25 protein-coding genes and 1 pseudogene are annotated in these 25,609 nt (G+C 40.9%); 17 read left to right on the forward strand and 9 right to left on the reverse strand.

All coding sequences use genetic code 11. From position 1 onward, the window contains the following. Window positions 1-1,371, reverse strand: a complete 1,371-nt coding sequence (locus AS141_RS04780; protein WP_057936756.1) for a Gfo/Idh/MocA family protein — start codon at window positions 1,369-1,371, stop codon at window positions 1-3. Between the two features lie 279 nt (window positions 1,372-1,650). Between AS141_RS04780 and AS141_RS04785 the strand changes: the two genes are divergently transcribed. The 5 genes from AS141_RS04785 to hppD all read left to right on the forward strand — a co-directional run bounded on the left by AS141_RS04785 (window position 1,651) and on the right by hppD (window position 6,109). Then, a complete protein-coding gene (locus tag AS141_RS04785; RefSeq protein WP_057936489.1) occupies window positions 1,651-2,292 on the forward strand; it encodes a hypothetical protein in 642 nt (213 codons plus the stop codon). Next, entirely contained in the window at window positions 2,292-3,002 is a 711-nt protein-coding gene (locus AS141_RS04790; protein WP_057936490.1) for a DUF3307 domain-containing protein, read from the forward strand. The genes AS141_RS04785 and AS141_RS04790 overlap by 1 nt, the downstream gene beginning before the upstream one ends. Further along, window positions 3,003-3,905 carry a bile acid:sodium symporter family protein gene (locus tag AS141_RS04795; protein ID WP_057936491.1) on the forward strand — a complete coding sequence of 301 codons (903 nt, stop codon included), beginning with the start codon at window positions 3,003-3,005 and terminating at the stop codon, window positions 3,903-3,905. A 32-nt stretch (window positions 3,906-3,937) separates the two neighbouring features. After that, window positions 3,938-4,939: a 1-acyl-sn-glycerol-3-phosphate acyltransferase gene (locus AS141_RS04800; RefSeq protein WP_057936492.1), complete on the forward strand. Its 1,002-nt coding sequence runs from the start codon at window positions 3,938-3,940 to the stop codon at window positions 4,937-4,939. Between the two features lie 75 nt (window positions 4,940-5,014). Continuing rightward, window positions 5,015-6,109: a 4-hydroxyphenylpyruvate dioxygenase gene (gene hppD, locus AS141_RS04805; RefSeq protein WP_057936493.1), complete on the forward strand. Its 1,095-nt coding sequence runs from the start codon at window positions 5,015-5,017 to the stop codon at window positions 6,107-6,109. A 63-nt stretch (window positions 6,110-6,172) separates the two neighbouring features. Here the strand turns inward: hppD and AS141_RS27345 are convergent. Then, window positions 6,173-6,430, reverse strand: a pseudogene (locus AS141_RS27345) (zinc ribbon domain-containing protein); the annotation flags it as partial. Window positions 6,431-6,887: 457 nt separating this feature from the next. On the opposite strand from AS141_RS27345, the gene AS141_RS04810 reads away from it, so the two are divergent. The 6 genes from AS141_RS04810 to AS141_RS04835 all read left to right on the forward strand — a co-directional run bounded on the left by AS141_RS04810 (window position 6,888) and on the right by AS141_RS04835 (window position 12,553). Further along, window positions 6,888-7,487 (forward strand): DUF502 domain-containing protein, encoded by a 600-nt coding sequence (locus AS141_RS04810; protein ID WP_057936494.1) that lies wholly within the window; start codon window positions 6,888-6,890, stop codon window positions 7,485-7,487. Window positions 7,488-7,540: 53 nt separating this feature from the next. Further along, window positions 7,541-8,563, forward strand: coding sequence for a DNA topoisomerase IB (locus AS141_RS04815; protein WP_057936495.1), 1,023 nt, complete (start codon window positions 7,541-7,543; stop codon window positions 8,561-8,563). Between the two features lie 112 nt (window positions 8,564-8,675). Beyond that, window positions 8,676-9,686, forward strand: coding sequence for a YihY/virulence factor BrkB family protein (locus tag AS141_RS04820; protein ID WP_198293494.1), 1,011 nt, complete (start codon window positions 8,676-8,678; stop codon window positions 9,684-9,686). 23 nt (window positions 9,687-9,709) lie between these two features. Then, window positions 9,710-10,051, forward strand: coding sequence for a hypothetical protein (locus AS141_RS04825; RefSeq protein WP_057936496.1), 342 nt, complete (start codon window positions 9,710-9,712; stop codon window positions 10,049-10,051). 60 nt (window positions 10,052-10,111) lie between these two features. Further along, the gene (locus AS141_RS04830) at window positions 10,112-11,842 is read left to right on the forward strand and encodes a phospho-sugar mutase (protein WP_057936497.1); all 1,731 of its coding nucleotides are present in this window, start codon (window positions 10,112-10,114) and stop codon (window positions 11,840-11,842) included. 129 nt (window positions 11,843-11,971) lie between these two features. Further along, window positions 11,972-12,553, forward strand: coding sequence for a hypothetical protein (locus AS141_RS04835; protein WP_057936498.1), 582 nt, complete (start codon window positions 11,972-11,974; stop codon window positions 12,551-12,553). Here AS141_RS04835 and AS141_RS04840 read toward each other — a convergent pair. Genes AS141_RS04840 through AS141_RS04850 form a run of 3 tightly spaced genes read right to left on the reverse strand, consistent with a single transcriptional unit; the run spans window position 12,550 to window position 15,653 of the window. Next, window positions 12,550-13,515 carry an L-histidine N(alpha)-methyltransferase gene (locus tag AS141_RS04840; protein ID WP_057936499.1) on the reverse strand — a complete coding sequence of 322 codons (966 nt, stop codon included), beginning with the start codon at window positions 13,513-13,515 and terminating at the stop codon, window positions 12,550-12,552. The genes AS141_RS04835 and AS141_RS04840 overlap by 4 nt on opposite strands. Before the next feature lie 3 nt (window positions 13,516-13,518). Then, window positions 13,519-14,664 (reverse strand): ergothioneine biosynthesis protein EgtB, encoded by a 1,146-nt coding sequence (gene egtB / locus AS141_RS04845; RefSeq protein ID WP_057936500.1) that lies wholly within the window; start codon window positions 14,662-14,664, stop codon window positions 13,519-13,521. Between the two features lie 44 nt (window positions 14,665-14,708). After that, window positions 14,709-15,653, reverse strand: coding sequence for a succinylglutamate desuccinylase/aspartoacylase family protein (locus tag AS141_RS04850; RefSeq protein WP_057936501.1), 945 nt, complete (start codon window positions 15,651-15,653; stop codon window positions 14,709-14,711). 279 nt (window positions 15,654-15,932) lie between these two features. Between AS141_RS04850 and murB the strand changes: the two genes are divergently transcribed. After that, window positions 15,933-16,946, forward strand: a complete 1,014-nt coding sequence (murB, locus tag AS141_RS04855; RefSeq protein ID WP_057936502.1) for a UDP-N-acetylmuramate dehydrogenase — start codon at window positions 15,933-15,935, stop codon at window positions 16,944-16,946. Here the strand turns inward: murB and AS141_RS04860 are convergent. Beyond that, window positions 16,943-17,425, reverse strand: coding sequence for a deoxycytidylate deaminase (locus AS141_RS04860; RefSeq protein WP_057936758.1), 483 nt, complete (start codon window positions 17,423-17,425; stop codon window positions 16,943-16,945). The genes murB and AS141_RS04860 overlap by 4 nt on opposite strands. A 139-nt stretch (window positions 17,426-17,564) precedes the next feature. On the opposite strand from AS141_RS04860, the gene AS141_RS04865 reads away from it, so the two are divergent. The 4 genes from AS141_RS04865 (at window position 17,565) to AS141_RS26810 (ending at window position 19,365) form a co-directional block, all read left to right on the forward strand. Then, window positions 17,565-18,143 carry a DUF4136 domain-containing protein gene (locus AS141_RS04865; RefSeq protein ID WP_057936503.1) on the forward strand — a complete coding sequence of 193 codons (579 nt, stop codon included), beginning with the start codon at window positions 17,565-17,567 and terminating at the stop codon, window positions 18,141-18,143. A 189-nt stretch (window positions 18,144-18,332) separates the two neighbouring features. Next, window positions 18,333-18,689: a response regulator gene (locus AS141_RS04870; protein ID WP_057936504.1), complete on the forward strand. Its 357-nt coding sequence runs from the start codon at window positions 18,333-18,335 to the stop codon at window positions 18,687-18,689. A gap of 279 nt (window positions 18,690-18,968) precedes the next feature. Continuing rightward, complete coding sequence (locus AS141_RS26805) at window positions 18,969-19,145, forward strand: hypothetical protein (protein WP_198293495.1); 177 nt, start codon at window positions 18,969-18,971, stop codon at window positions 19,143-19,145. A 70-nt stretch (window positions 19,146-19,215) separates the two neighbouring features. Further along, window positions 19,216-19,365 (forward strand): hypothetical protein, encoded by a 150-nt coding sequence (locus AS141_RS26810; protein ID WP_198293496.1) that lies wholly within the window; start codon window positions 19,216-19,218, stop codon window positions 19,363-19,365. A gap of 203 nt (window positions 19,366-19,568) precedes the next feature. On the opposite strand, the gene AS141_RS04875 is transcribed toward AS141_RS26810, so the two are convergent. The 3 genes from AS141_RS04875 to AS141_RS04885 all read right to left on the reverse strand — a co-directional run bounded on the left by AS141_RS04875 (window position 19,569) and on the right by AS141_RS04885 (window position 23,802). Then, entirely contained in the window at window positions 19,569-20,696 is a 1,128-nt protein-coding gene (locus AS141_RS04875; RefSeq protein ID WP_057936505.1) for a glycerate kinase family protein, read from the reverse strand. A gap of 4 nt (window positions 20,697-20,700) precedes the next feature. Next, window positions 20,701-22,050, reverse strand: a complete 1,350-nt coding sequence (locus AS141_RS04880) for an alanine/glycine:cation symporter family protein (protein ID WP_057936506.1) — start codon at window positions 22,048-22,050, stop codon at window positions 20,701-20,703. A 153-nt stretch (window positions 22,051-22,203) separates the two neighbouring features. Continuing rightward, window positions 22,204-23,802 carry a family 20 glycosylhydrolase gene (locus AS141_RS04885; protein ID WP_057936507.1) on the reverse strand — a complete coding sequence of 533 codons (1,599 nt, stop codon included), beginning with the start codon at window positions 23,800-23,802 and terminating at the stop codon, window positions 22,204-22,206. 250 nt (window positions 23,803-24,052) lie between these two features. On the opposite strand from AS141_RS04885, the gene AS141_RS04890 reads away from it, so the two are divergent. Further along, window positions 24,053-25,510, forward strand: a complete 1,458-nt coding sequence (locus AS141_RS04890) for a Gfo/Idh/MocA family protein (protein WP_057936508.1) — start codon at window positions 24,053-24,055, stop codon at window positions 25,508-25,510. Window positions 25,511-25,609: the final 99 nt, after the last annotated feature.

Consider the following 25,609-nt stretch of genomic DNA (forward strand, 5'->3'; position numbering starts at 1 on the left):
CTAAACGTTATTAGGTATGGTGTATGGATCTCTGTAATCGCGGGTCAGCATTTTATCCGCTTCTTTGTCCTTTACAAACTTTTCCGCTTTTCCGTCAAATTTCAGTTCACGGCCTGTGAGGTAGGATATATTTGCTATCAGTGGCAATACTGAAGATTTAAAGCCTTCTTCTATATCACAGTGAAGTGTTTCGTTATTTCCAGCCCTTATTCCATCCAGGAAATTTGCATAATGCTCCGCACCACCAGGTGCTGCCAATACTTGACTGCTTGGCTCTGGTGCAGTCTCTTTTTTGGACTGTGCAAAAGGTTCTTTTTCCTTCTGACGGAAAGCCTTCCAGGTACCTCCATCTAATTCCAGATAGCCATCGGTCCCATAAAAAACATTTCCTATGTGAATACCCAGACTTGACTCTCCATTTGTATATCTTCCTCTGGTTTCAAATTCCAGCATGGTACCATCCGCATACTTAAACACTGAACTTTGTGTATTTGGAGTTTCCTGTGAGCACTCGTTTGGATCTATCCCGTAGATTCCTCCGGTGGAATAAACTGAAACCGGATGCTCATTCTTATTCATTCCCCAGCGTGCCACGTCAAACTGATGTGGTCCCTGATTACCGGTATCCCCATTTCCTGTGGCCCAGTGCCAATGCCAGTTGTAATGCACTTTCTTTTCATTATATGGGATCATAGGTGCAGGTCCTCTCCAATAGTCATAATGAAGTGATTCTGGCGGGGTACTGTCTGCCACTTTTCCAAATGAATCCCTAGGTTTAAAGCAGGTGCCACGGGCCATATACACATCACCAATTCCACCTCCATGAAGAAATTTCATAGCCTCCATGACATTGGCAATTGAGCGGTTTTGAAAACCTACTTGTACTCTTCTGTCGTACTTACGGGCAGCTTCTACCATCTTTCTTCCCTCCCAGACGTTGTGACTGGCAGGTTTTTCAACGTAGACGTGTTTGCCAGCCTGGCAAGCCCAGATAGTTCCCAAAGCATGCCAGTGATTGGGTATGGCAAATGAGACAGCGTCAATTTCATTGTCATCCAAGACCTTGCGCATATCCCACTCTGTCACCGGAGTTATTCCTGTTTTTTCAATAACTACTTTTGATTTTGGTTCGAAATATTGTTCATCCGCATCACAAAGCGTTTTCAGGCGCACATTTCTATTATCTTTCAAAGCGCACCATTGATTGATATGGTTACTGCCTTGACCTCTGATTCCGATCACTGCTAGGTTGATACGCTCATTGGCTCCGATGATGGATGCATACGATTTGGCACTCATACTCATCCCTGCCATAGCAATCCCAGCAGTGCCGAGTATGCTTTTCTTGATGAATTCTCGTCTTTGGGGCATTTTTATTTCTGGATTTTGGGTTGTTGATTTATTGTCTTGATGCAAGTTTTTATAGTAACGATGCCTTTAATCTAACCAATCTGATTAATAGGAACAATGCAAAGTATCTGAATGCAGAGATAAGATGCGCAAACGATTGCATTATACCAACTTTGGAGAAAATATATGCTGTCACTTTCCTATAAAATTATAATAAATCACCATTTACAGTGATAATCCATTTTATCACCATTTACGGTGATATTTTGAATTATCACCATTTACGGTGATATTAGGGGTATGATTGCATTACTAACAGGAGATATCATAAATTCCAGGGGACTGAAAGATCAGAACCTCTGGATTTACCCACTTAAAAAATTGCTGGGCAACTGGGGACAAACGCCCAAGCAATGGGAAATATTCCGCGGAGATAGTTTTCAACTTGAAGTCCCAGATCCCAGTGAAAGTCTTCTGATAGCTTTACAGATAAAAGCGCTCATCAAAAGTCTTCATAATCCAGATGGGAATAAAAGAAGCTCACCCATTGATGTACGAATGGCAATAGGAATAGGCACTAAAACCTATGATGCGGACAGAATCTCCGAAAGCAACGGGGAAGCCTTCGTCCGATCAGGTGAAAAATTTGAGCAACTAAAAAGCGAAATGATCACACTGGCGATCAACTCCCCTTGGTCTGAATGGAATGATGAAATAAATCTATATCTTAAATTGGCTGGCATACAAATGGACAGTTGGTCGATTTCATCCGGCGAATTAATGTCAGAAATCCTATCCAATCCGGACCGGACCCAGACTCAAATCGGAGAAATTCTCAACATCAACCAAAACTCGGTGAGCAAACGCTATAAAGCCGCACATGGAGAAGATATCTTAGCCTTAGAAAAATTGTTCAGAAAAAAACTTAGTCAACTCCTCTAATGCTGATTCTAATCAAGCTTATACTTACTCATCTTATCGGGGATTTTCTACTGCAACCAACTTCATGGGTGAAGGAGAAAGAACGACGTAAAGCTGCCTCTCCAAAACTATACCTCCATGTATTGATTCATGGTTCACTGGCCATGATTCTTCTATGGGATTATAACCTTTGGCCAATAGCTCTGCTACTCAGCATTGCACATTTGCTCATTGATCTCACCAAACTTTATGTTCAAAAGCCTAAAACCAAAACGGCTTGGTTCATTGCAGATCAGGCGATGCATCTGATCAGCATTCTGGTCATTTGGTCAATCTTCACCTCCGCCTCTGTGGATTTTCGGCCAATACTTCAAAATCCGCAGATGCTATCGCTGGTCACCCTGGTGTTTTTCCTCACTCAGCCTGCATCATTGATCCTTTCCTCCCTGCTCAAAAAGTGGGCAGACTCTATTCCCTCCCAGCCCGATCAGTCCCTGCAGGATGCCGGGAAATACATAGGGATTTTAGAGCGGCTGTTTGTTTTTTCCTTCATAGTCACAGGACATTGGGAAGCAGTGGGTTTCTTACTGGCAGCCAAATCTGTATTTCGATTTGGTGATCTAAGAAAATCAAAAGAGCGAAAACTCACCGAATATATTCTGATCGGCACCTTACTTAGTTTTGGTACTGCCATGCTATCAGGGCTTATCTTTTTATCCATCACCAACTAAATGACCCCAAACCCAGAACTGGATTCCATACAACTCAATTTTTCTTCCGGTGATTTACTGCTTCTTAATCTCGCCCTGGCGCTGATTATGTATGGGGTAGCACTGGACTTGAGATTTGAGGATTTCAAATACTTGGCGAAAAACCCAAAAAGTTTCTTCCTGGGTGCGTTTTCCCAATTTTTACTGTTACCGTTTCTCACTTGGTGCCTGATACTGATCATGAAGCCACCTCCATCTGTAGCCTTGGGAATGTTCTTGGTAGCAGCTTGCCCGGGAGGAAATGTCTCCAATTTCCTTTCGAGCCTAGCTAAAGGAAACACCGCTTTGTCCATTAGCCTCACGGGATTTTCCAGTATCCTATCGATTGTTAGTACTCCGCTGAATTTTGCATTGTGGGCAGGATTATATCCCCCGACCTCTAAATTGCTTCGCGAAATCAGCTTAGACTATACCGATGCATTTTTCACTGTCGCGTTGATCCTTGGGGCTCCATTGACTTTGGGTATACTCACCCACAAGTTTGCCTCAAAAATCGCTGAAAAAGCCTCAAAAATACTAAAGCCACTCAGTATCCTGATTTTTGCAGCCTTTGTGGTGATTGCCTTCGCCGGAAATTTTGATCTGTTTACCACATACATTTCCCTGATTTTCCTCTGGGTGCTTGCACATAATTTTGTGGCCCTGGGTTCTGGATTTATTACTGGAAAGCTTTTCAAAATGCCACTTGCAGATGTAAAAACCCTTACCATAGAAACCGGTATCCAAAATTCAGGTTTGGGGCTGGTTTTGATTTTTACTTACTTTGATGGCCTTGGAGGAATGGCTATCATTACGGCTTGGTGGGGTATCTGGCATTTGATCTCAGGTATGACTATCGCAAGTCTTTGGAAATCAAAAACCTGAATAAACCGCATTTGTGAGATACTTATAATTAAATGAAATACCTAGTCAATTTTACCCTAAGACTATTAGTCAAACTAGCGTTGAAGGGTTATTTCAGGAAAATAATCGTAGATGGAAAAGAAAATATCCCTCAAAACGTCCCCATTATTCTGGTAGCCAATCACCAAAATGCCCTGATCGATCCACTACTACTGGCAACACACACGACTTTGAATCCTTACTTTTTGACCAGAGCTTCAGTTTTCAAAAAATCATTTGTCGCCAAAATGCTCAATTTCATCCGCATGCTTCCTGTCTATAGAGTGCGTGATGGCTTCGCTACAATCCAGCAAAACCAAGGTACTTTTGACCAAACCTATGAGGTGCTTCGCAAAAACGGCACTGTAATTATTTTTGCAGAAGGCAGTCATAGTTTGATCAGAAATCTTCGCCCGTTGAGTAAGGGATTCACCCGGATGGCTTTTGGACTCAAAGAAAAATACCCAGAAACCCATCCAGTGATATTACCCGTGGCGTTAGATTTTTCGGCTCACAAAAGGTCTGGAAGCAGGGTACGATTGACCTTCGGAAAAGCCATTTCCGTGGATATGCCTCCTTCAAAATCCGGTCTGCTTACCAAATCTGTAGAACGGGCCTTGAAAGGTCTGGTAGTAGAGATTCCCGAAGAAACCTATGAACAGGACTTAGCAAGATTGATACAAAACAATGTGGATTTGACATGTAGAGCCGAAGTCAAGCTTTTTCTTGAAAATGGAGTGGTTCCAAACCCTGTTTCCGAGGATACAGGGTTAAAAAACAAACTGATGAAAATTTTCCATTTTCCGCTATATTGGCTATGGCTTTGGAAAAAACCGAGCGTGCAGGATCCTGTTTTTTCGTCTACTTGGAAGTTCATGATAGGCTTTGTATTGGCACCTTTTTACTATCTCTTTCTGAGCTGGATGGCGATGGATACTTCCCTGGGAAGTTGGGCTTTGACCTTTTTGATTATGGCTTGGATTTCCCTGATAAGCAACAAAAATCCCCAGGAATAAAGAAGAGTTTGACCAAATATTCTTTGGGATATTTTATACCTTTGAAAGAAGAGATAAACCCAAAAATAGACAGTCATGAGTCAAGATTTCCTACCCTTGAAAGGGACCGATTATGTAGAATTGTATGTCGGTAACGCCAAACAATCCGCCCTTTATTATCAATATGCTTTTGGTTATCAGCTGATAGCCTATGCCGGTCCGGAGACTGGCGTAAAAGACCGGGCTTCTTATGTATTAAAGCAGGATAAAATCAGACTTGTACTTACTTCTCCTCTACATCCGGAAGGAGAAATTGCTGCGCATATCCAAAGGCATGGCGATGGAGTGAAAGTACTGGCCTTGTGGGTGGATGATGCTAAGCAATCCTGGAAAGAAACGACTAACAGGGGAGCCGAATCTGCTATGGAGCCTAAAACCCTCCGTGATGAATTTGGTGAAGTAGTAGTAGCTTCCATCAAAACCTACGGAGATACCATCCACACCTTTGTGGAGCGAAAAAATTATAACGGTATATTTCTTCCAGGTTATCAACCCAAATCCAATACCTACGCTGCTACCTCCATTGGCCTGAAATACATTGATCACTGTGTAGGAAATGTAGAACTAGGCAAAATGAATCACTGGGTAAAATTCTATGAAAACGTCATGGGATTCAAATTGCTGATCACATTTGACGACGAGGATATTTCTACAGAATATTCTGCATTGATGTCCAAAGTCGTATCCAACGGAAACGGCTACATCAAATTTCCTATCAATGAGCCCGCACAGGGAAAAAAGAAATCACAGATCGAAGAGTACCTTGATTTCTACCACGGACCTGGCGTGCAGCACATAGCTATTGCTACAGATGATATTATCCATACGGTGAGCGAGTTGAGAAATAGAGGGGTTGAATTTTTGGTTGTACCTTCCTCCTATTATGACGACTTGCTTGATCGGATGGGGAAAATAGATGAGGATCTTCGACCTCTGAAGGAACTGAATATTCTTGTGGACAGAGATGACGAAGGTTATTTGCTCCAGATTTTCACCAAACCTGTGCAGGATAGACCCACGCTTTTCTTTGAAATTATTCAGAGAAAAGGGGCTAAATCATTTGGAAAGGGCAATTTCAAAGCACTTTTTGAGGCGATAGAGCGGGAACAGGGCTTGAGAGGAAACCTATAATCCAAATTTGCCGGCTACATGCCGGCATTTTATTTTTTTCATTTCCATCCCAAAAGCCCTAATTTATGTGAACTGCACGCCCATCGCAGCCGATGGGTTGGGCTTCCGGGGGGGCATAGACTCACCCAATGGCAACGCCTCATCCCGTTTTGTTTTAGGTCCGACTGTATCCCAACCAGAGAATACCTTTATACCTTGTGTTAAGATGTTCTTTCCCGCATTGACATCCCTGTCATGGATCTCACCACAGGATCTACAAACCCACACTCTTAGGCAAAGAGTTAAGTCCTGTTTTATCCATCTACAAGTCGAACAACTTTTGCTTGATGGGAACCATCAGTCGATTTTAACGAATGACCTATCGTTTCAATTGGCTTTGTATCCAAGCATCCTGCAATATGCACCCAGCGAAACATCGCCCATTGCCTGGCACGGGCAACGATTCTTCATTATATTCTTTATAGCAAGGTCTTCAACTGATATTATGTCGTGGTTTTTGACAATTTCAGTTGATCCCTTGTGCAGCTAATCCTTTCTGATATCCGTTAGTTGTTCGTGTACTAAAGCAAGCTTTTGCTTTTGCCCGCCCATACTACTTATCGGTTGTTGACCTTGAAACAGTGGCAAACAAAGGCTCATCTTTCAACTCTCTAGAAGCATCACCGGAAACTATTCGTTACTATATCCTTTCACAAGATCAGTTATCTTTATGCCTTACATCCCATCCATGCGGGAGCGATGAAGGGATTATTTGGCACACAATATAAATTTTTATCTTATGAGACCAATTCTGGACATCATTAGCAACACCATCAAAGGCGGAATTTTTTTTCTTTTCCCCTTCGTACTGATCCTGATTTTTTTTGAAAAAATCATTCATATTCTAAAACCTATCGCAGCTAAGATCAGTGCAGGTTTGGGTTTGGATACCTCCTTATTTGACGTTCCTTATCTTATTTCAGTTATAGTCATTTTTCTGTTTTGCTTTGTGGCAGGCACGATAGCCAAACTGGGAGCTGGAAAATGGATGGTCAATTGGATCGAGGACCATATTCTTACTTTATTTCCTGGTTATCAACTGATGAAAAATACCCTTCAGTCTAATGTTGGGTTGATTAGCGACAAAGAATTCCCAGTAATCTTAGTGCCAATAGATGGATGGATGATTGCCTTTCATGTGGACACCCTTCCGAATGGAGATTTAGTTGTATTTGTGCCTTCTGCACCAAATACCTGGGAAGGAAACGTAGTGATTTTTGAAAAGGAGAAAGTCAGACAAACCAAGCTTACCCAGAAGGATGCCCTGCAGATAATGCGAAGATTAGGAGTGGGATCATCTGGTATATTATCAAGTGGTTATGCCAGTAAAAATAGCTGAGAATAGCATGGGACTTGTAAAGAATTTAGGAAAGGTTATTAGCTTAAATTCTTATGGTTACAGCTGCCGAACTTCCTAAAGGTCTCATCTATATCCGAGACACACAGCCTGGATTACTCAGAAAGAAAAGAGGACGAGGCTTCATTTATCTGGACAAATTCAATAAAAAACTCTCCGACGAATCTCATTTAAAGAGAATTGAAAATCTCGTCATCCCTCCAGCGTGGAAAAATGTCTGGATCAGTCCAAAAAAGAACAGCTATCTACAAGCAACTGGCATAGATGAAAAGGGAAGAAAACAATACATCTATCATCCCAAATGGTCAGAATATTCCAAAAAAATCAAATATGATGATCTGCTCAAGTTTGGGTTTTATTTGCCCAGACTGCGAGACCGCTATCGGAAAGACCTCAAACAAAAATTTTGGAACAAAACTAAAGTCCTTGCTTTGGCAACTGCACTTTTGGATGAATTATACCTGCGTGTAGGAAATAAACACTACACTGAGACGAACAAGACCCATGGCCTCACCACACTCAGAAGAAAGCATCTGAAGGAAGATGGCAATAAACTTCTGATCAACTATACTGCGAAAAGCGGTAAAGAACGATCGGTTTCACTAACTAATAAAAGGTTAATCAGGTTATTGAAAGATTGTTCCCAGCTCCCGGGATACGAGCTGTTTCGCTATCAGGAAAATGGAGATTGGCACACGGTAGATTCATCTGAATTGAATGATTATATCAGCCTAGATGCCTCAACAGGTGATTATTATACAGCGAAATATTTTAGAACCTGGGCGGCAAACTACCTTTGCATAAAACAAGCAGATGATGTGAAACAGCGCTGCGAAGGTACTCGAAAAAAGCCAGAGACGGCGTTGATTAAACTTGTGGCGGAGAAAATGGGACATACTGTAGCCGTTTGCAAAAGCTCCTACCTACATCCTATTATTCTTACGCAATGTCTAGAACCCCGAAAATTGAAAAATTGCTTTCCAAAGGATTTCTCTGAGAAAAACTATAAGTCCGGAGAAATCGAATTGATGAGAATCCTCTGCACCAAGCAGAACTAATATAACTGCAACGTCTTGGCATGCTTTTTTAACCTTATTCACGTAAAAGTAAGTTATTCAGGAGTGTAAACAGAGTTTTGAGACACTTCTCTATCGTAACTAAGGAGAGCTAATGGAAACTGAAGACAATATGGCAAATATGACCCCTTCCCGGTTTAAAATCACGCATATTCCCAGCCTGGTGGTGGAGAGTTTCAAACAATGGAATGAGGCGGATCCTTGGCGCTTAAGTGCTGTGATCGCCTATTATGCGGTGCTATCGCTGCCTGCACTGATGGTGATCGTAATTAATACAGTTGGAGCAATCTGGGGAGTAGAGCTAGTGACAGGCAAGCTGAACAATGAGCTAGCCTCAGCAATGGGGCCTGAGACGGCAAAGTTTATGACCGATATGGTAGAGCAGACACAGTCAAGTGATAAATCTAGGCTTGCATCTATCCTAGGAATTGGGGTTTTGGTGTTTGGTGCATCCGGTGTTTTCTACCACCTTAAAATATCTATAAATTCAGTCTGGGGTCTTAAGCAAACGGAAGATATGAAGTGGTATTACACGCTTTGGGACCGTGCTGTGAGTTTTGGTTTTGTTTTGGTTCTTGGTTTTCTCTTACTGATCAGTTTTGTGTTAACGGCATTACTTTCTCTATTCAGCGATTTTATCAAAAGTATTCTTCCTGAATTTGTGGTTGTATTTGCATTTGTGGTGGATTTTTTGATCTCATACGGAGTAATCGCAGTGCTTTTCGCCCTTATTTTCAAATACTTGCCCGATGCTAAAATCCGCTGGAAATCCGTATGGGTGGGAGCTTTTCTTACTTCGTTTCTTTTCTCTATTTCCAAATTCCTTCTCGGAGTTTATTTCGGGGCGGCAGAACCTGGATCTACCTATGGAGCAGCGGGATCCATAATTCTAGTTCTCCTTTGGGTTTCCTATTCCTGTCTTATTTTCTTTTATGGAGCAGAATTTACCAAGGTTTTTTCAATCAGATATGGCTACGGTATTGTTCCCAGAAAGCATTATTCCAGGGTAAAAAAAAAAGAAGTAGTACTTAAGGGAGATTTTGTACCGCCTCCTGAAGATGAGCTGCCCAAAGGTGAGGAAGATGACCTGAAGGAAGAAAACTAGTTTTATAAATAGCATGTGAAAATATGAATTTAAGGAGAACTGACAATAGGCGGCATAACTTTGGTATCCCCCTATTGCCTTCTTCCTTTGGTAGAGCTTACTTCTTTGATACGCTGATGGATAGTACTTTTTACCAATCAGAGCGAAAAAGTAAGGATCTATTAAACTTAAACAACAATACAATTGACGGTTCTTTTACTTCACTATGGATTTTGGAACTAGTAGGAATAGTCAACTCCAACCCCATCTGGAGCCTGGTGCCTGTGTATGAAAAAATGGGATGGCAGCTCACAACATCATTTTTGAAAATTCAGGTTTACCTGTTCGAGGGAAAAATTATCACTCACATATTCAACACCAAATGAATTAACAGATGGCATATTTTGTGTTTTTATATATCTTAGAACCTAAACAATTTTTACACTATGACTACTATAGACCCTAGTATCCAAGCTAAAGCCAACTCGTGGCTAAAAGGAAATATCGATGAAGATTCCAAGCTCCAAATACGCACACTAATTGATCAAAACCCCACTGAATTAACCGATTCCTTCTATCGGGATCTAGAATTTGGGACCGGAGGTCTACGGGGTTTGATGGGGGTAGGTACTAATCGAATGAATGTCTATACTGTCGGAATGGCAACCCAGGGATTGGCAAATTACCTTCTAAAATGTTTTCCTGGGGAGACAATCCGTGTAGCAATCACCCACGATTGCAGGATAAACAACACACTTTTCGCTACTACGACAGCAAATGTGTTGACCGCAAATGGAATTCACGTACTGTACTTCAAAGAAATGCGCCCTACCCCGATGCTTTCTTTTGCAGTAAGACACTTTGCCTGCAAGAGTGGCGTGATGATCACTGCCTCTCATAATCCGAAAGAATATAATGGCTACAAGGCCTACTGGGATGATGGTGCTCAGGTAGTCGCTCCTCATGACAGGAATATCATAGAGGAAGTAAAAAAGATCACTTCATTTGACGACGTGAATTGGGAAAAGAATGATGCACTTTTCCAGTACATAGAAGAAGATTTTGACGAGATCTATATGAAACTTGTCAAAGGCTTGAGCTTGGCGCCTGATGCTATTGCTGCACAAAGAAACATGCCGATAGTATTTTCTCCGATTCATGGAGCCTCCGGCAAAATGGTTCCAGCTGCCCTAAAAGCTTTTGGCTTTGAAAATGTGAACATAGTAAAAGAACAAGCTGAGCCTGATGGCAATTTCCCAACAGTGATTTATCCAAATCCAGAGGAAGCAGAGGCATTGACACTTTCCCTGAAGTTGGGAAAAGAAATCGGTGCAGAATTGGTCTTGGCTTGTGATCCAGATGGAGATCGCTACGCAGCTGCAGTTCCAAATGCCTCAGGAGAATTTGAGCTACTTAACGGTAATCAAACGGGCGCGTTCCTTACTTATTACCTATTGAGTCAGTGGAAAAAGGCAGGAAAACTGGATGGTAACCAATTCATGGTAAATACGATAGTTACTACCGAATTGATAGATAAAATCTGTGAAGGCTTCGGTGTGAAATGTTTCTCTGTTTTGACAGGATTCAAAAATATCGCGGCTATTATCAAAGAGCTTGAAGGCAAAGAAACTTTTATCGGTGGTGGGGAAGAATCCTATGGCTATCTGGTAGGTGATTTTGTCCGTGACAAAGATGGAGTAAGCGCATGTGCTATGGTAGCAGAAGCAATTGCTTACTATAAAACCCAAGGCAAAACTGTTTTCGATGTACTTGCCGAAATATATGCCCAATATGGGTTTTACAAGGAATCACTGATCTCGGTGACCAAAAAAGGGAAAGACGGTGCAGAACAGATTCAGGCTTTGATGACGGATTTTCGACATCACCCGCCAGCAGAGATGAATGGAGTGAAGGTGGTAAAAATCGTAGATGTAAAAGAAAGCAAGATTACCGATGTGAAATCCGGAAAATCCGAAAAACTTGATATGGACAAATCCAATGTGATGCAGTTCTACCTTGAAGACGGAAGTAAAATCTCCGCTAGACCATCCGGGACCGAGCCAAAAATCAAATACTATTTCTCAGTGAATACACTACTTGTAAATGTGGCTGATTACAGGGAGGTTGAGGCTGAGCTTAGTGATAGACTGGAAGGTTTGAAGAGGTACTTTAGTTAAAACAAAAAAATCAAACAGCTAAAAGCACTGGGAAATCAGTGCTTTTTTGCGTTTAATAAGTCAAAGTACTCATTTGATAATTGCAACTGGAAGCAGGTTTTAACAGCGGTTACTTTCATTGAAAAAAACATGAAAAAATCGAACTGCTTTCTGCTAGCCCTCCTACTGCTTCTTTTGTCCTGCACCTCAAATGATGATGATACCTTGCCAAAAATCGAGGATAGTGATTATTTTATTGAGTTTAAAGCAAATGGAAATCTAATCAGATATGAGCCTAAACTAAGTAGCTCAATGGGCTTTTCATACCAACCTGATTTTGGAATTTATATCACCACAATTCTTGTTTTGAAAGATGAGTCAGTTGGCAACAAAAACTTCATCAGCTTGACTTTAAGATCGAATGAAGCTTTCAAAATAGGAACAGAATATGACATGCAGGATGCTGTAACTGTTACAGGAATACCTCAGGCCAGAATTAATTTCACTTATGGAAATGAAGAAGGCATTTTACATCAGGCGGTTTTACTCAAAAAGCCAGATGGAATTCTTCCCATAAATGATGAATTCTATGTGACATTTAATGAATTGGGACAAGACGTAACGGGTACTTTTCACGGAACAATATTTAAAGCCAACACCGCAATTACCAGTTCCAGGCCCTCTATGTTAATAACGGATGGAAAATTCCGATTAAAAAAACTGGATCTTTAAGTTTTCTGCCAAAGAACATCTGCAAAAAATCCTTCAGAATCCAAGAAATTCTCTTCCACCTGAAATCCACCTGAAGAAGCTAAAGAACCAATCTCGGTCAAACTATACTTTTTCGAAATTTCAGTAAAAATTGATTCATATGCTTCAAATTCAAAGCTTTGGTTTAAAGCTCCTATGGTGACTTGTTGAGGTTTTCTGGAAACCAAATAGCTTCTGCATTCACCGCTTACTGGATCATAGGTAGGCCAATGCATAAATGACTCCCGGTCAAAGTCCGCATCCAGTTCTCTATTTATTCGTTCAAGAAGATTCATATTAAACTCGCGGGTAATACCCTGTCTGTCATGATAAGCATCCAGAATAGTCTGAGGGTCCTTTTTCAAATCAAATCCCAGTAATACCAGATCGCCTTTTTTTGTTCCCACCCTTAGGTGATTAATAATATTTTTGGCTTCATCCACACCAAAGTTACCAAGGTTCGCTCCTAAAAACAGGATCAGATTGGGAAGTCCATTTTCCCATTCCTGATTTTTAAGTGAATCTCTGTAAGTAGATTGAATAGGTTTCACTTGTAGACCTGGCATTTCCTGCCCCAGACTTTGCTCCAATTCTTCCAGTACTGAGCCTGAGAAATCAATCGGGAAGTACGTGAAATCTACATCAGTCTCCACCAAATACCGCAGTAGAATTTTGGTCTTCATTCCATCGCCTGCCCCAAGCTCTACTAAGTTAAATGGCTGGCCTTGTCCAAGAATTGAAGCTAAAATCTGTTTATGCTGACCTTCCAGTATCTCATATTCCTTTTGGGTGAGGTAGTATTCAGGCAAGGCCATAATCTGCTGAAAGAGCTTGTCGCCCTTAGCGTCGTAGAAATACTTGGAAGGAAGAGTTTTTGGGTTGGAATTGAGGCCGAGCATGACGTCCTGGGCAAAGGTACCGAAATCCGTGTTTTTTGCGTTCATAAATTAAAGTGATTTGGCTAAGCGAATCCCCATAAATTGCCATCTGAATTGGGGATGAAAAAAGTTTCTATATGTTGGTCTAGAATGTGCTTCAGAAGTAGCTACTGAGCCACCGCGAAGTACCATTTGGTTGACCATGAATTTGCCATTATACTCTCCTATTGCTCCTGGTGCCACCGTAAACCCTGGATAAGGCAAGTAAGCTGAGTTGGTCCACTCCCACCGGTTGCCCCAGTCAAACTTATCCTGGGAAATTTCCCATTCAAATTCGGTAGGCAATCTTAGCCCTTTCCATGCTGCATATGCAGAGGCTTCATAGAAATTCACATGGGCTACAGCGGCATTTTCATCAATTTGCTTTAGACCATCCAGTGTGTAATAAAACCAATCTCCTTCTTTCTCTTCCCAATACAATGGTGCTTTTACTTTCAATTCTTTTGCCCAAGCCCATCCCTCATCATGCCAATAAGTAGAATTGTGATATCCACCAGCTTTCATAAATGCCAGGTATTCTCCGTTTGTGACCAAAGCTGAAGAAATGGAGAAATCGTTGCAGTAAACCTTGTGGGGGTTAAGTTCATTATCATAGCAAAAGCCTTTGCCTTTGAAGCCAATTTCATAAATTCCAGATTGGACAGAAATCCATTTTGACTCAGGTTCAGAGGTATATTCTTTTATATCCATTACACTAGGATTCAAAGGATTAAACCAAAGACTGTATTTCAAATCTGCAATCAATAACTCTTGGTGCTGCTGCTCATGATTCATCCCCAGGATTACCAATTCGTCTATGGACGGATTGTTCTTCGCAATCAAGTCTCGAATCGCTTCATCAACATAAGCCCGGTAAATCTTTACCTCATCAACTGAAGGCCTCGACATCAGACCACGTTGGTTTCTTGCAGTTCTTTCTCCTAACGAGTTGTAGTATGAATTGAAGAGGAAGTTAAATTGGGGATGCTTCACCACATAACCGGGTTCATTTGGCGCAAGTATAAACTGCTCAAAAAACCAGGTTGTATGTGCCAAATGCCATTTTGGAGGGCTCACTTCTTCTGATGCCTGTAGGCTAAAATCCTCAGTAATCAAGGGACTACAAAGGTTAAGGGAATGGTTTCTTACGTATTGAAAATCTTCAGATAAATTCATGCAAAAGTCTGGTAATTAGCTTACAAGTTAATAGGTTAGAGATGTTATTCCTTGCCAATATGCACCAAAGCGTCACCTGTATTGATCACTGGCATATTGTTCATACCGATGATATGACCGTTTGTAGGGGCTTTGACAGGGATTTTCACCTGACCATAGGGATCCGAAATCCGTGCCAAGATCTGGCCTTTTTTTACTGACTCACCCACTTTCACACTGGAATTAAAAATACCGGAAGCTTTAGCTCTTACCCAGTTGCTTTCTTTCAAAAATATACTCTCTTGAGCTGGAGGACAATCCGCCAGCATTCCTAAACTAGCTAACATACGCTTAGTACCGTTTACACCTTCCTCAATACCGTAATCGTCTAAACGCATGGATTCCCCTCCTTCAAATACAATAATATGCTTGCGTGCTTTATAGGCCTCTTTCCTGAAAGATTTTTCTATATACTTTGAGTTTACCACGTAATGAGTCCCAAAAGCCTTTGCCAATTCCACAGCCACCTTGTCCTTATAATCCACACGTACTTGTGGGAAATTACTTAGCATTCTGCCGCCTGTATGAAAGTCGACACCATAATCAATCTGTGGAATAATTTCATTGCTTAAAATAAAAGCAATACTGGCTGCCAACGATCCTTTTTTGCTACCGGGAAAACTTCGGTTGAGGTCTCTCCCATCAGGAAAAGTACGGCTGTTGGAAAGGAATCCATAAATATTTACCAAGGGTATAAAAATCAAAGTCCCTTTTAGTAATTCCAATCCTTCATCAACTTCTTCCAATAACCGCTTTGCAGTCACTACCCCATTGATCTCATCGCCATGTACTCCTGCGCTAATTAAGACTACCGGACCATCTGCCTTAGAAGAACGAATAAAAATAGGAAGATCGATTAAGGTATGTGTGGGAAGTTTGGCAATGGCGATCTCAATATTCATTGATTGGCCCGGTCTGATCCGTACACCATTTATGACCAATTCTTTCATGTGTTTATGATTTGTTTTTAAAGACCATATGGAATCTCGCATGCATTATAATCATCCCTCTGTCGTTTTAGACATGCTCGATTTCATGAGTTTAAAATTGTTTTATAAGCGTGCGTATGGCCTGTCACGAACTGAACTCGGGAAAATCTCTCATAGCAGATAATCATCCAGTTGGGTGCCCATTCGGACATGCTAGATTTCATACAATAAGCTTCAATTGGGTGATTTTATTTCTTATTCGGCCAAAATCTTACTTATTTCGCAAGGCACTCTTCACATATGAATATACTAGAAAACATCTCCCTCAAACCATATAACACCTTTGGAATTGATAAAATTGCCAGATTTTTTGTGGCTGTAAAATCAATACAAGAGCTAAAAGAAGCTATTGAATGGGCTAAATCACAGAAAATCAAATTGTTGATTCTTGGAGGAGGTAGTAACATCCTGTTGACCCAAAACCAAGATGCATTGGTGATCAAAATAGAGGTTGAGGGTATAGAAGTGGTTCAGGAGGATGATGATTTTTATTGGGTTGAGGTAGGTGCTGGAGTTATCTGGCATGACTTTGTCTTGACTTCCATCAAAAACAATTGGGCCGGAATAGAGAATTTATCCCTGATTCCAGGAACTGTGGGTGCCTCGCCCATGCAAAATATCGGTGCTTATGGAGTGGAAATCAAAGATGTCTTCACTAGTCTTAAGGCATTAAATATAGAAACTCTACAGCTTGAAGAATTTGACTCTAAAGCCTGTTCGTTTGGCTATAGGGAAAGTATCTTCAAGCATGCTTTGAAGGGGAAATACGTTATTTGTTCTGTCGTTTTCCGTCTGAAAAAAGTACCTGTATTTCATACAGCGTATGGGGCGATTAAAGAGACTTTGGAAAAATCCGGTATCTCTGAATTGAATATAAAAAATATCTCAGATGCAGTAATCCATATCCGCCAATCCAAACTTCCAGATCCAAAGGAAATAGGCAATGCTGGTTCTTTTTTCAAAAACCCTACTATCCCGCTTGAGGAATTTGAAAGATTAAGAAATCATTACCCTTCCCTCCCAGGATATCCGGCTACTGATGGCATAAAAATCCCTGCTGCTTGGCTCATCGAGCAATGTGGCTGGAAGGGCCAGCGGTTTGGAGAAATTGGTGTACACTCAAAACAACCATTGGTTTTAGTGAATTTCGGAGGAGGGGATGGAAATGAAATCAAAAAACTGGCGCAGGATATCCAACAATCCGTTTTGGGCAAATTCAATATTTCCATTTACCCAGAAGTAAATTTTATCTAGATCAATTGATCATTGACTTCGAATGTTTTTTCATATCTATCTACACGTACGCCAAATTTCCGCAAGAAATCAACTCCTTCATCGGAACCTATTCCCTTGTATTCTGCATAAGAAAAGAGATAAATAACCCTGGATATCCCCATTGAAAATATGATTCGAGAACATGCAAGACATGGAGAAAGTGTAACGTATAAGGTCGATCCTTCTACAGTGGTATTATTTTTAACCGCGTACAAAATGGCATTTTGCTCAGCATGAAGAGCCAGCGAGCAACTTCCCTTACTATCTCTGGCGCATCCTTGCTCAGGAAACTCCACATCGCAATTATGCGTACCGGCAGGCGGCCCATTGTAACCGATAGAGATTATTCTTGTTTCTTTGGTAAGTACCGCACCTACATGCTTTTTGATGCAATGTGAGCGCTTGGCTAAATTTACAGCCAACTCCATGAAAATATCGTCAAAATCAGGTTTACTCATATCTTTTAATTTCGCCAAAATTAGCATTTGATATGGAAGACAAACAAGAATACCTGAATAATAGCTACAACTTTATCGTTAAGCATTAAAATCTAACTTTCTATTGCAATACCCGTTTTGGAAGGAAAAGCCTCAAACAATGAATCGCCTAAGTTTAACTACCCAATCTCTTGTCTTCTTTTTGACTATTACGCTTAGCTCATGTAGTACCATAGATATTTTCAAAGAGAATAGCGAAATCCCCATTAAAAAACCCTACAATTCGTTTGTAATAATCAATCAGGAAGTAGGGATACGGAGTTTTAATTCACAATTTATAGATCAGCAGGTTCAAATCCATTTGCAGGAAGCACTAGAAGAAAATGGGCTGGTGTATGATAAGACAGCACCTGAACTGGTGATCCGCTACACTTCCAATGAAGATCCCAGAAAGAGAGAAACTTACCAAAACAATAATCCATATCCTTATTGGGGCTACCGGGTCTGGGATCCATGGATGTATAATCCCTATTTCAATAACCGGAATTACAGTTCTACAAGTACTTACGAATTAGTGCAGGTAATCGTGGATTTCATAGATCCCAAAGAGGACAAATTGCTAATGACTTTAACCGGGGTAACAGAAGTTAGTAGTGAGAAAACCAAAAGCAAGAAGGTTTTGAAAGCTACTGACAAAATCATTGATTACTTTTTATATGAAATAAAGGAAACTCAATAATTCATTGACTTAGCGTCAGCAAGAGTTTTAAAGCAACTTTTATCTATCCCAAAGCAGTGGAATAGTAAGCCATCCAATAAAAATATATTTTGTCGGTAGTCTTATTTGGTAAAATATTTGTGAGATAATAATTACCTGTTACTTTTGTGCTATGTATATTGTATTTCAAGCACATGTTTTTGCCGTTCAATGCTTACAATTGTATTAATAGACGATGATCCTATCAGTATTTTCATTACTGAAAAGCTAATTTCACGAAATGTGAAGGAGCCGTGTCAATTTTATAAATATCTCAGTGCAAAGGCTGCGCTCCAAGAAATCTATTCTATTAAGCCCAATTACCTGTTTTTGGATCTGAACATGCCCGATATGACTGGTTGGGATTTTTTGGATTGCTTTAATACAGATAAAAATGAAGCCCAAATCTACATTCTGAGCAGCTCAGTTGATGAAAGGGATATTAGTAAGGCAAGCAGCTACAGCATAGTCAAAGACTACCTCTCCAAACCCCTAATAAAAAAATATATAAAATCAATTTTTAGCTAGCTGACCATTTGGGATTTTTTTTCTCGACAACCGGGCCACGGCAGAATTTGGAAAGCATCTTTAAATCCATTCGAAGTATAATCCAACCCAAACTCGATTACCTCAATATCCTAAGTAAGGATTATCGTCACTGGCAGTCATAGCTAATTCGAATGAAAAAGGAATCATTTGACAGGACTTGAAAAAAAGTTGAAAAAAAATATATCAACTGTGTGGTGCGAAATGATTTTTTACTTTAATTCGAACGTTAAACTATTAAAAACCCCTATCTAAATTACTATGGAGGATTTTGACGACGATTTCGAAGATGATGACAACTTCAATGATGAAGAAGATTTCAGTAATGATTTCGAAGATGAATATGATCTCGACGAAGAAAATGAATTTGTCGATGAAAATATTATGGACTTCGATGAAGAAGATGAAGAAGAATTTGATGATGACCAATTCGATTAACCTGAATCTTTTGGTTAATTGACTTTAAGAAATTATCTTCGGCCAATCTTTAGAAAATCAAAAATTGATCATGGTACTACTTGATGTTTTCACCTCCCCACTTGCTGGAGGAGCCCAAACCTTCCTTTTGATTGTATGTGTATTAATCGGACTTGGAGCCGGGATAACTGCAATAGATACACGAAGCACATTCACCAAGAAGAAAAAAGCTGATCATTAATAACTTATATCTTACTTAAAAGAAGGTTAACGCCTTCTTTTTTTATGCCCTGTTGAATTCAAAACCGCTGAATTCCCAAATTGGAACCGATCGATGAATTGTTCATTATTTTTGTCGAATGAGCTGCGTAAAACGATGGACTATCGACCCTAGTGGAAAACTCCATCAAAGAAATACTTTTTTCAAAAGAGCCAGCTAGCAGGTCATCCCAAAGGATGATTCATACTAAGAGCCAGGGGGGGAATTTCCTTAGCCAATAAAGCTTGTAGATTTTGCTTCGCACGGCTTTTATAATGTGGATTTGAAAAATCAAGATCAGGCAAAGTCAAAACTTGATCGAACTGCTCTGCCCCATCTTCATGTCCGGAAGTAATTAAGGCTACTTTTTTGGCCTGGCTATGGGCTAATTGCAGTATTTCAAAGCAAGCTTTGCCTTCGGAAGATTGGCTATCATATCTCCCCTCACCTGTGATTATCAGGTCAGCCCATTTCACCTTTGCCTTCAGGTTTACTTCTTTAAAAAAATAACTCGCTCCAAACTTGATTTCACCCTCAAAAAATACTGAAAGCCCTAAAGCAATTCCTCCTGCAGCCCCAAAGCCAGACTCATCTACAAAATCCTTCTTCTTTTTTCTAAAAAGAAGATCAACCAATCTATGGCATTCTGATTCATAAAATCCGAATTGTCCCGGTAAAATTCCTTTTTGTGGACCAAAAACGGGAATTGCTCCATTCTTTCCAAAAAAAGTGTTTTTCACATCACACAGGTATGAAAATCTGACTTTCGGGATTCTTGGTGATTGCTGAATATGTCGGATTTTAGATAGGTAGCCAGGAATGAACTGTGTTAGTTTTTTGCCACGTTCATCCAAAAAATCAATGCCTAAAGCCGCCAAGATCCCTATACCTAAATCTACTGTAGCACTTCCCCCGAGACCTAGCACAATTTCTTCCGCCCCAAGACTAATAGCATTTCGAATGAGAAGCCCTGTCCCAAAACTGGAAGCCACGTAAGGCTCTTTGGCTTCGTTGCCAAGCTGTGCAATTCCCGAAGCAGCAGAAACATCTATGTAAGCCTTGTTCGCTTTTTCATTCCAACCATATGAACAGAGAGTTGATCTTCCATAGGGATCAAGTGACCAAATCCATTTTTTTTCCAAACCTAATAGCTTCGTCAAAAGCTCACAGGTTCCATCCCCTCCATCGGCAATAGGTAGTAATTCCGTATTGATCTGGGGAAACTTATTATAGACAAACTCTTGAATTATTCTTCCGGCTTCAGTGGCACTCATAGTGCCTTTAAAAGCATTGGGAGAAATCAGGATGTTCATAAATTTAAGTGTTTTTCATTCTATGAAAATAATCTTTCATAGCTACTCTTACCTTGGGGGCCAGATAGAAAGTAGAAATCATAGTTGGAACTGCCATGATCGCGTACATACCATCTACTAAACTAACCACAACGTCCAACGAAGCTACTGCACCTGCCACAATGGTAATTAAATAAAAGTAGTTATAATAATCGGCCCTTTTTGCGCCGAAGAGATACCCAAAGCACTTGTGGCCGTAATAGGAATACGTGAACATAGTGGACAATGCGAAAACTAACACAGCTATCATCAAAAGATACCTTCCATAATAAGGAAGCGCCATATCGAATGCCGCAAGTGTCAGTCTTACCCCATCTTTCTCGGTTGATTCCCATACGCCTGTAAGCATGATTACTAATGCAGTAAGTGTACAGACGACTACAGTGTCAATAAAAGGTCCAAGCATCGCTATCAACCCTTCTCGGATAGGCTCATTGTTTTTGGAGGCACCATGAACCATCGGGGCTGTACCTATACCAGCTTCGTTAGAAAATGCTGCGCGTCTCGCTCCAACGATTATCACGGTCCCTACCGCACCTCCGGCCATAGCTTCTCCAGTAAACGCATCAGTAACAATTGTAAGAAGCATTTCAGGAACATCCCCAATGTATTTGAATACGATAATGATCACAGTCACAAAGTAAAGTGCTACCATAAAAGGAACCATTTTAGATGCAACTGCAGCTATTCTTTTAATCCCACCAAGAATTACAATAGCTACAAGCACCATCATGGTAATCCCAATAATCCAGCGGGTTTTATCCCCTTCATCCAGCCCTGCTGGCTCAAGGATTACTGTTCTTAGCACAGCTGTTAATTGATTTGCCTGAAAAATTGCCAGTAAACCCAGAATTCCTGCACCGCAAAAAATGATTGAAAGAAATTTCCATTTTTTACCCATTCCTTCCTCTATGACATACATCGGACCACCCTGAATTTGACCTTCAGAGTCCTTTCCCCGAAACATAATGGCAAGGCTGCAGGTATAAAACTTTGTGGCCATTCCCACAAAGGCAGAGACCCACATCCAGAAAATTGCGCCGGGGCCTCCCATATTGATAGCTATGGCAACTCCACTTATGTTTCCCAGGCCGACTGTCGCTGCAATAGCCGCTGACAATGCCTGGAAAGAGGATATCTGTCCCGGAGCGAGACTATCATCATATTTTCCACTAAGTAATCCGATTGCATGGCCAATTTTGCGAAAAGGAACAAAGCCAGAATGTACCAAGAGTATCATTCCTCCGCCCATTAATATGACCAGCATTGGTGTTCCCCATATCCAGTTAGCAAAGGAAATAATGTATTCGCCCATTTAAGTTGTCTAGTTAACGTAAGCTATCACCTCGATTGGATGATTTTAAATTAACATCCATATTAGGTTCATTTTAATCAATTTCAAAGAATATGGATTTTAAAGCAACAAAAAACCCGACAAAAGCCGGGTCTTTAATTGCATGACGGTAGATCACCAATCGACTTTTGGAGATCTATAGAATCCTATTCCATTGATATCCCATCGCTTACCTTGCTGAGCAATTCTCTTTTGGAAATCTTTCCAATTTCTGCGTTCATTTGATGACCAGGCCACTTCCGCGAGTGCTGCCAATCTAGGAAAAGCCATGTATTCTATTTCAGCACGGTTGCCAATTGTCTCGGTCCATAGTGGAGCCTCAACACCTAAAATATCAGCTTTATTGATTCCGTCTGCATAAGTTGCCGGATCCCAATTGTAAGCATCATCAAGCTCAATATAAGCAGCCCAATGCAACCCGAGTCTGGATGTAGAATCATATTGCATATCAAGGTATGCACGTTTAGCTGGAGACATGAGGATTTGATTGCCCTGCTCCTTTGCCAGAATTGCATTTTCTTCCAGGGCCCAAAATTGGGCCACTGAACCCGGTAATAATTTTGCGGTTGCTATCTCATCCCAACCTATGCTCTTCTTACCATACTTGGTTACGATTTCCTGCACTCGCTCCACAAAAAAGATATAATCATCTTTTTCAGTAACATGGGATTCATCCCCGCCTATATGAATGTATGGACCGGGGGTAAGCTCAACAAGCTCCTTAATTACATCCTCAACAAATGTGTAAGTGATTTCTTTATTGGTGGCAAATGTGCTAAAACCAACTTCAATACCTGTATAAAGCTCTGCGGGCTCAGGATTCTTATCAAGAATATCAAAATCAATCTTTCCTTCTGTCATAGTTGTAAAATCCCCATCCGGAAGGTTCACACCTGGATTCAATTCTGCATAGGAGGCCAAAGCTGCATTGGTATGGCCGGGCATATCTATCTCAGGCACCACAGTTATAAACCTGTCCGAAGCGTATTTTACAATTTCAGTATAGTCTTCTTGGCTGAAAAAACCACCTTCAGTACCACCAACTTCTGTTTTTCCACCTATTTCCGTCAATTTTGGCCATGACTTGATCTCAATTCTCCAACCCTGATCATCGGACAAATGTAAATGTAGGTAATTGAATTTCAGGCTTCCCATCTGGTCGATATAATGCTTTACATCTTCCACACTGATGAAATGTCTGGCCACATCAAGCATTGCTCCTCTATAGGTGAACTCCGGCTCATCTTCTATTTTTCCATTTGCTACCACCCAATCCGCATCTACAGCAGAAGTATTTTCAATTTCTACAGGAAACGCCTTTATAAGTGTCTGCGTGCCATAATATAGCCCAGCGGCAGAAGTTGAGGAGATTTTTACTGCTTCACCGGTAACTTCAACACGATATTTTTCAGAAGGTTCTCCACTAACCAGCTCCAAAATCAAATCACCACTTTCTTTCGACACCGGAATATCAAAACCAGTTGCAGGGCGTAATTTTTCAGCCAAATAATCCCCAACTCTAGTCAAATCATCACCGGTTCCAATCAATTGGATAGTAGAATTAGAACCTAGCTCAAAGACTCCAGATGAAGAAGAAATAATACTGGGAATAGGAATTATACCAGCATCTTCAAGTTTAACGGCGTCTGGTACTTGGCAAGAACTAAAAGAAAATGCGGCAAGTACAGTGAATGTCCACAAGGAATGTTTCATAAAATAAAGGTTTGAGTAAACTTAATCTATTTTTTTAATAATCTTTTCAGAACTAATTAATCTTATTATAAAACACATAATCTTGCCAGTATTTACGGTTAACTGAGAAGACTGACAGGATTTTTATGAATGGACTCAGGATTCTGACTTGTTTTTGATAATTTCAAATTTCTCAAAGTCAAATGGCAGGTAAGATCAAGAAACTGCTAGTTAACATGTAGAAACCCTCTTTAACATAACTATTAATCTAATGAAAAGTAAAAGCTTAAGCTCTGGAAGTTCCCGGAGAAAATTTCTTAAAGGTTCTGCATTAGCAGCAGCTGGATTTTACATTGTTCCGCGAAATGTCTTAGGAGGACCAGGTTTCACTGCCCCGAGTGACAAGCTTCGTGTAGCAGGTATAGGTGTCGGAGGAATGGGCGGAGGGGATGTAAGGGGTATAACCCGAACAGAAAAGGCAGATTTCATTGCACTCTGCGATGTGGACGATACCAGAGCCAAAGCAAGTAGAGAATTGCATCCTAAGGCAAGATATTACAAGGATTTCAGAGAGATGCTGGAGAAGGAGGAAAAGAACATTGACGCAGTCTCTGTATCCACTCCAGACCACACACATGCAGTCGCTGCCATGGCTGCAATGAAGATGGGCAAGCATGTTTACGTACAAAAACCACTTGCCCATGATATCTATGAGGCAAGAATGCTAACCGAAGCAGCCGAAAAGTATAAAGTAGTCACCCAAATGGGCAACCAGGGCTCTTCGGGTGATGGTGTTCGCAAAATGGTAGAATGGTATGAAGCGGGACTAATCGGTAAAGCGACCAAGGTATATTCCTGGACCAATAGACCCGTCTGGCCCCAAGGAATCAAATGGCCAACTGAGCCTGTAACTCCTCCTGCTGATTTGGATTGGGATCTATGGCTGGGTACAGCTCCTTACAAAGACTATGTGGGCAATCTGGTCCCGTTCAACTGGAGAGGCTGGTGGGACTACGGAACTGGGGCGCTTGGCGATATGGCATGTCACATCATGGAACCTCCATTCCGTGTGCTAGGACTGGGCTACCCGAAATCTGCCGAATGCTCAGTAGGATCTGTTTATGTAGGAGAGTTTCAAAGAGGATATTTCCCGGAGAGCTGCCCTCCTTCTTCCCATATTACGTTGCGCTTTGATGGGCCAGGCAAAGAAGATTTGGAATTTCACTGGATGGATGGTGGGATTCAGCCAAATAGACCAGAGGAATTGGCGCCAAATGAGCAAATGGGTGATGGTGGAAATGGTGTAATTATAGAAGGTACCAAAGGAAAAATGATGTGCTCTACCTATGGAATCAACCCACAACTGCTTCCTACATCAAAGACCAAAGACATCAAAGTACGTGAGACTCTTTATAGAGTACCTGGGGGTGATAGCGGACACTATAAAAATTGGGTAGAAGCATGTATCGCTGGATATGGTTCTGAAGAATACAAAAATCTGAGTTCTCCTTTCTCTATTGCTGGCCCGCTTACAGAATCAGTGTTGATGGGAAATCTTGCAATCAGAAGTTATGATTATAGAACTCCAAAACCAGATAGTTCAAATGATTTTGACTATCCTGGAAGAGGCATCAAACTGGTTTGGGATGGACCGAATATGAAGGTCACCAACTTCGAACCTGCCAATCAATTTGTAAGACGCGAGTACAGGGGAGACTTTTCCTTATAATAGAAAAAACGGCTTTGGGAATTATCTCAAAGCCGTTTACTTAGTATTTCAGCAAATCTATGCAATTATTCGAGTTGGTCTGAAAACTGCAAATGAATA

Origin of the sequence: Algoriphagus resistens (assembly GCF_001442615.1) — a bacterium.
Taxonomy (GTDB): Bacteria; Bacteroidota; Bacteroidia; order Cytophagales; family Cyclobacteriaceae; genus Algoriphagus; species Algoriphagus resistens.

Bases quoted from the DNA above. Each gene is read 5' to 3' on its own strand.
- AS141_RS04865 (WP_057936503.1), top strand. From the start codon at position 17,565: ATGAATCGCCTAAGTTTAACTACCCAATCTCTTGTCTTCTTTTTGACT.
- AS141_RS04780 (WP_057936756.1), bottom strand. From the start codon at position 1,371: ATGCCCCAAAGACGAGAATTCATCAAGAAAAGCATACTCGGCACTGCT.
- AS141_RS04880 (WP_057936506.1), bottom strand. From the start codon at position 22,050: ATGGGCGAATACATTATTTCCTTTGCTAACTGGATATGGGGAACACCA.
- egtB (WP_057936500.1), bottom strand. From the start codon at position 14,664: ATGAATTTATCTGAAGATTTTCAATACGTAAGAAACCATTCCCTTAAC.
- AS141_RS04840 (WP_057936499.1), bottom strand. From the start codon at position 13,515: ATGAACGCAAAAAACACGGATTTCGGTACCTTTGCCCAGGACGTCATG.
- AS141_RS04830 (WP_057936497.1), top strand. From the start codon at position 10,112: ATGACTACTATAGACCCTAGTATCCAAGCTAAAGCCAACTCGTGGCTA.
- AS141_RS04785 (WP_057936489.1), top strand. From the start codon at position 1,651: ATGATTGCATTACTAACAGGAGATATCATAAATTCCAGGGGACTGAAA.
- AS141_RS04820 (WP_198293494.1), top strand. From the start codon at position 8,676: ATGGAAACTGAAGACAATATGGCAAATATGACCCCTTCCCGGTTTAAA.
- AS141_RS04870 (WP_057936504.1), top strand. From the start codon at position 18,333: ATGCTTACAATTGTATTAATAGACGATGATCCTATCAGTATTTTCATT.
- hppD (WP_057936493.1), top strand. From the start codon at position 5,015: ATGAGTCAAGATTTCCTACCCTTGAAAGGGACCGATTATGTAGAATTG.
- AS141_RS04890 (WP_057936508.1), top strand. From the start codon at position 24,053: ATGAAAAGTAAAAGCTTAAGCTCTGGAAGTTCCCGGAGAAAATTTCTT.
- AS141_RS04875 (WP_057936505.1), bottom strand. From the start codon at position 20,696: ATGAACATCCTGATTTCTCCCAATGCTTTTAAAGGCACTATGAGTGCC.
- AS141_RS04825 (WP_057936496.1), top strand. From the start codon at position 9,710: ATGAATTTAAGGAGAACTGACAATAGGCGGCATAACTTTGGTATCCCC.
- AS141_RS26805 (WP_198293495.1), top strand. From the start codon at position 18,969: ATGGAGGATTTTGACGACGATTTCGAAGATGATGACAACTTCAATGAT.
- AS141_RS04860 (WP_057936758.1), bottom strand. From the start codon at position 17,425: ATGAGTAAACCTGATTTTGACGATATTTTCATGGAGTTGGCTGTAAAT.
- AS141_RS04800 (WP_057936492.1), top strand. From the start codon at position 3,938: ATGAAATACCTAGTCAATTTTACCCTAAGACTATTAGTCAAACTAGCG.
- AS141_RS04815 (WP_057936495.1), top strand. From the start codon at position 7,541: ATGGTTACAGCTGCCGAACTTCCTAAAGGTCTCATCTATATCCGAGAC.
- AS141_RS04835 (WP_057936498.1), top strand. From the start codon at position 11,972: ATGAAAAAATCGAACTGCTTTCTGCTAGCCCTCCTACTGCTTCTTTTG.
- AS141_RS04795 (WP_057936491.1), top strand. From the start codon at position 3,003: ATGACCCCAAACCCAGAACTGGATTCCATACAACTCAATTTTTCTTCC.
- AS141_RS04850 (WP_057936501.1), bottom strand. From the start codon at position 15,653: ATGAAAGAATTGGTCATAAATGGTGTACGGATCAGACCGGGCCAATCA.
- AS141_RS26810 (WP_198293496.1), top strand. From the start codon at position 19,216: ATGGTACTACTTGATGTTTTCACCTCCCCACTTGCTGGAGGAGCCCAA.
- AS141_RS04790 (WP_057936490.1), top strand. From the start codon at position 2,292: ATGCTGATTCTAATCAAGCTTATACTTACTCATCTTATCGGGGATTTT.
- murB (WP_057936502.1), top strand. From the start codon at position 15,933: ATGAATATACTAGAAAACATCTCCCTCAAACCATATAACACCTTTGGA.
- AS141_RS04810 (WP_057936494.1), top strand. From the start codon at position 6,888: ATGAGACCAATTCTGGACATCATTAGCAACACCATCAAAGGCGGAATT.
- AS141_RS04885 (WP_057936507.1), bottom strand. From the start codon at position 23,802: ATGAAACATTCCTTGTGGACATTCACTGTACTTGCCGCATTTTCTTTT.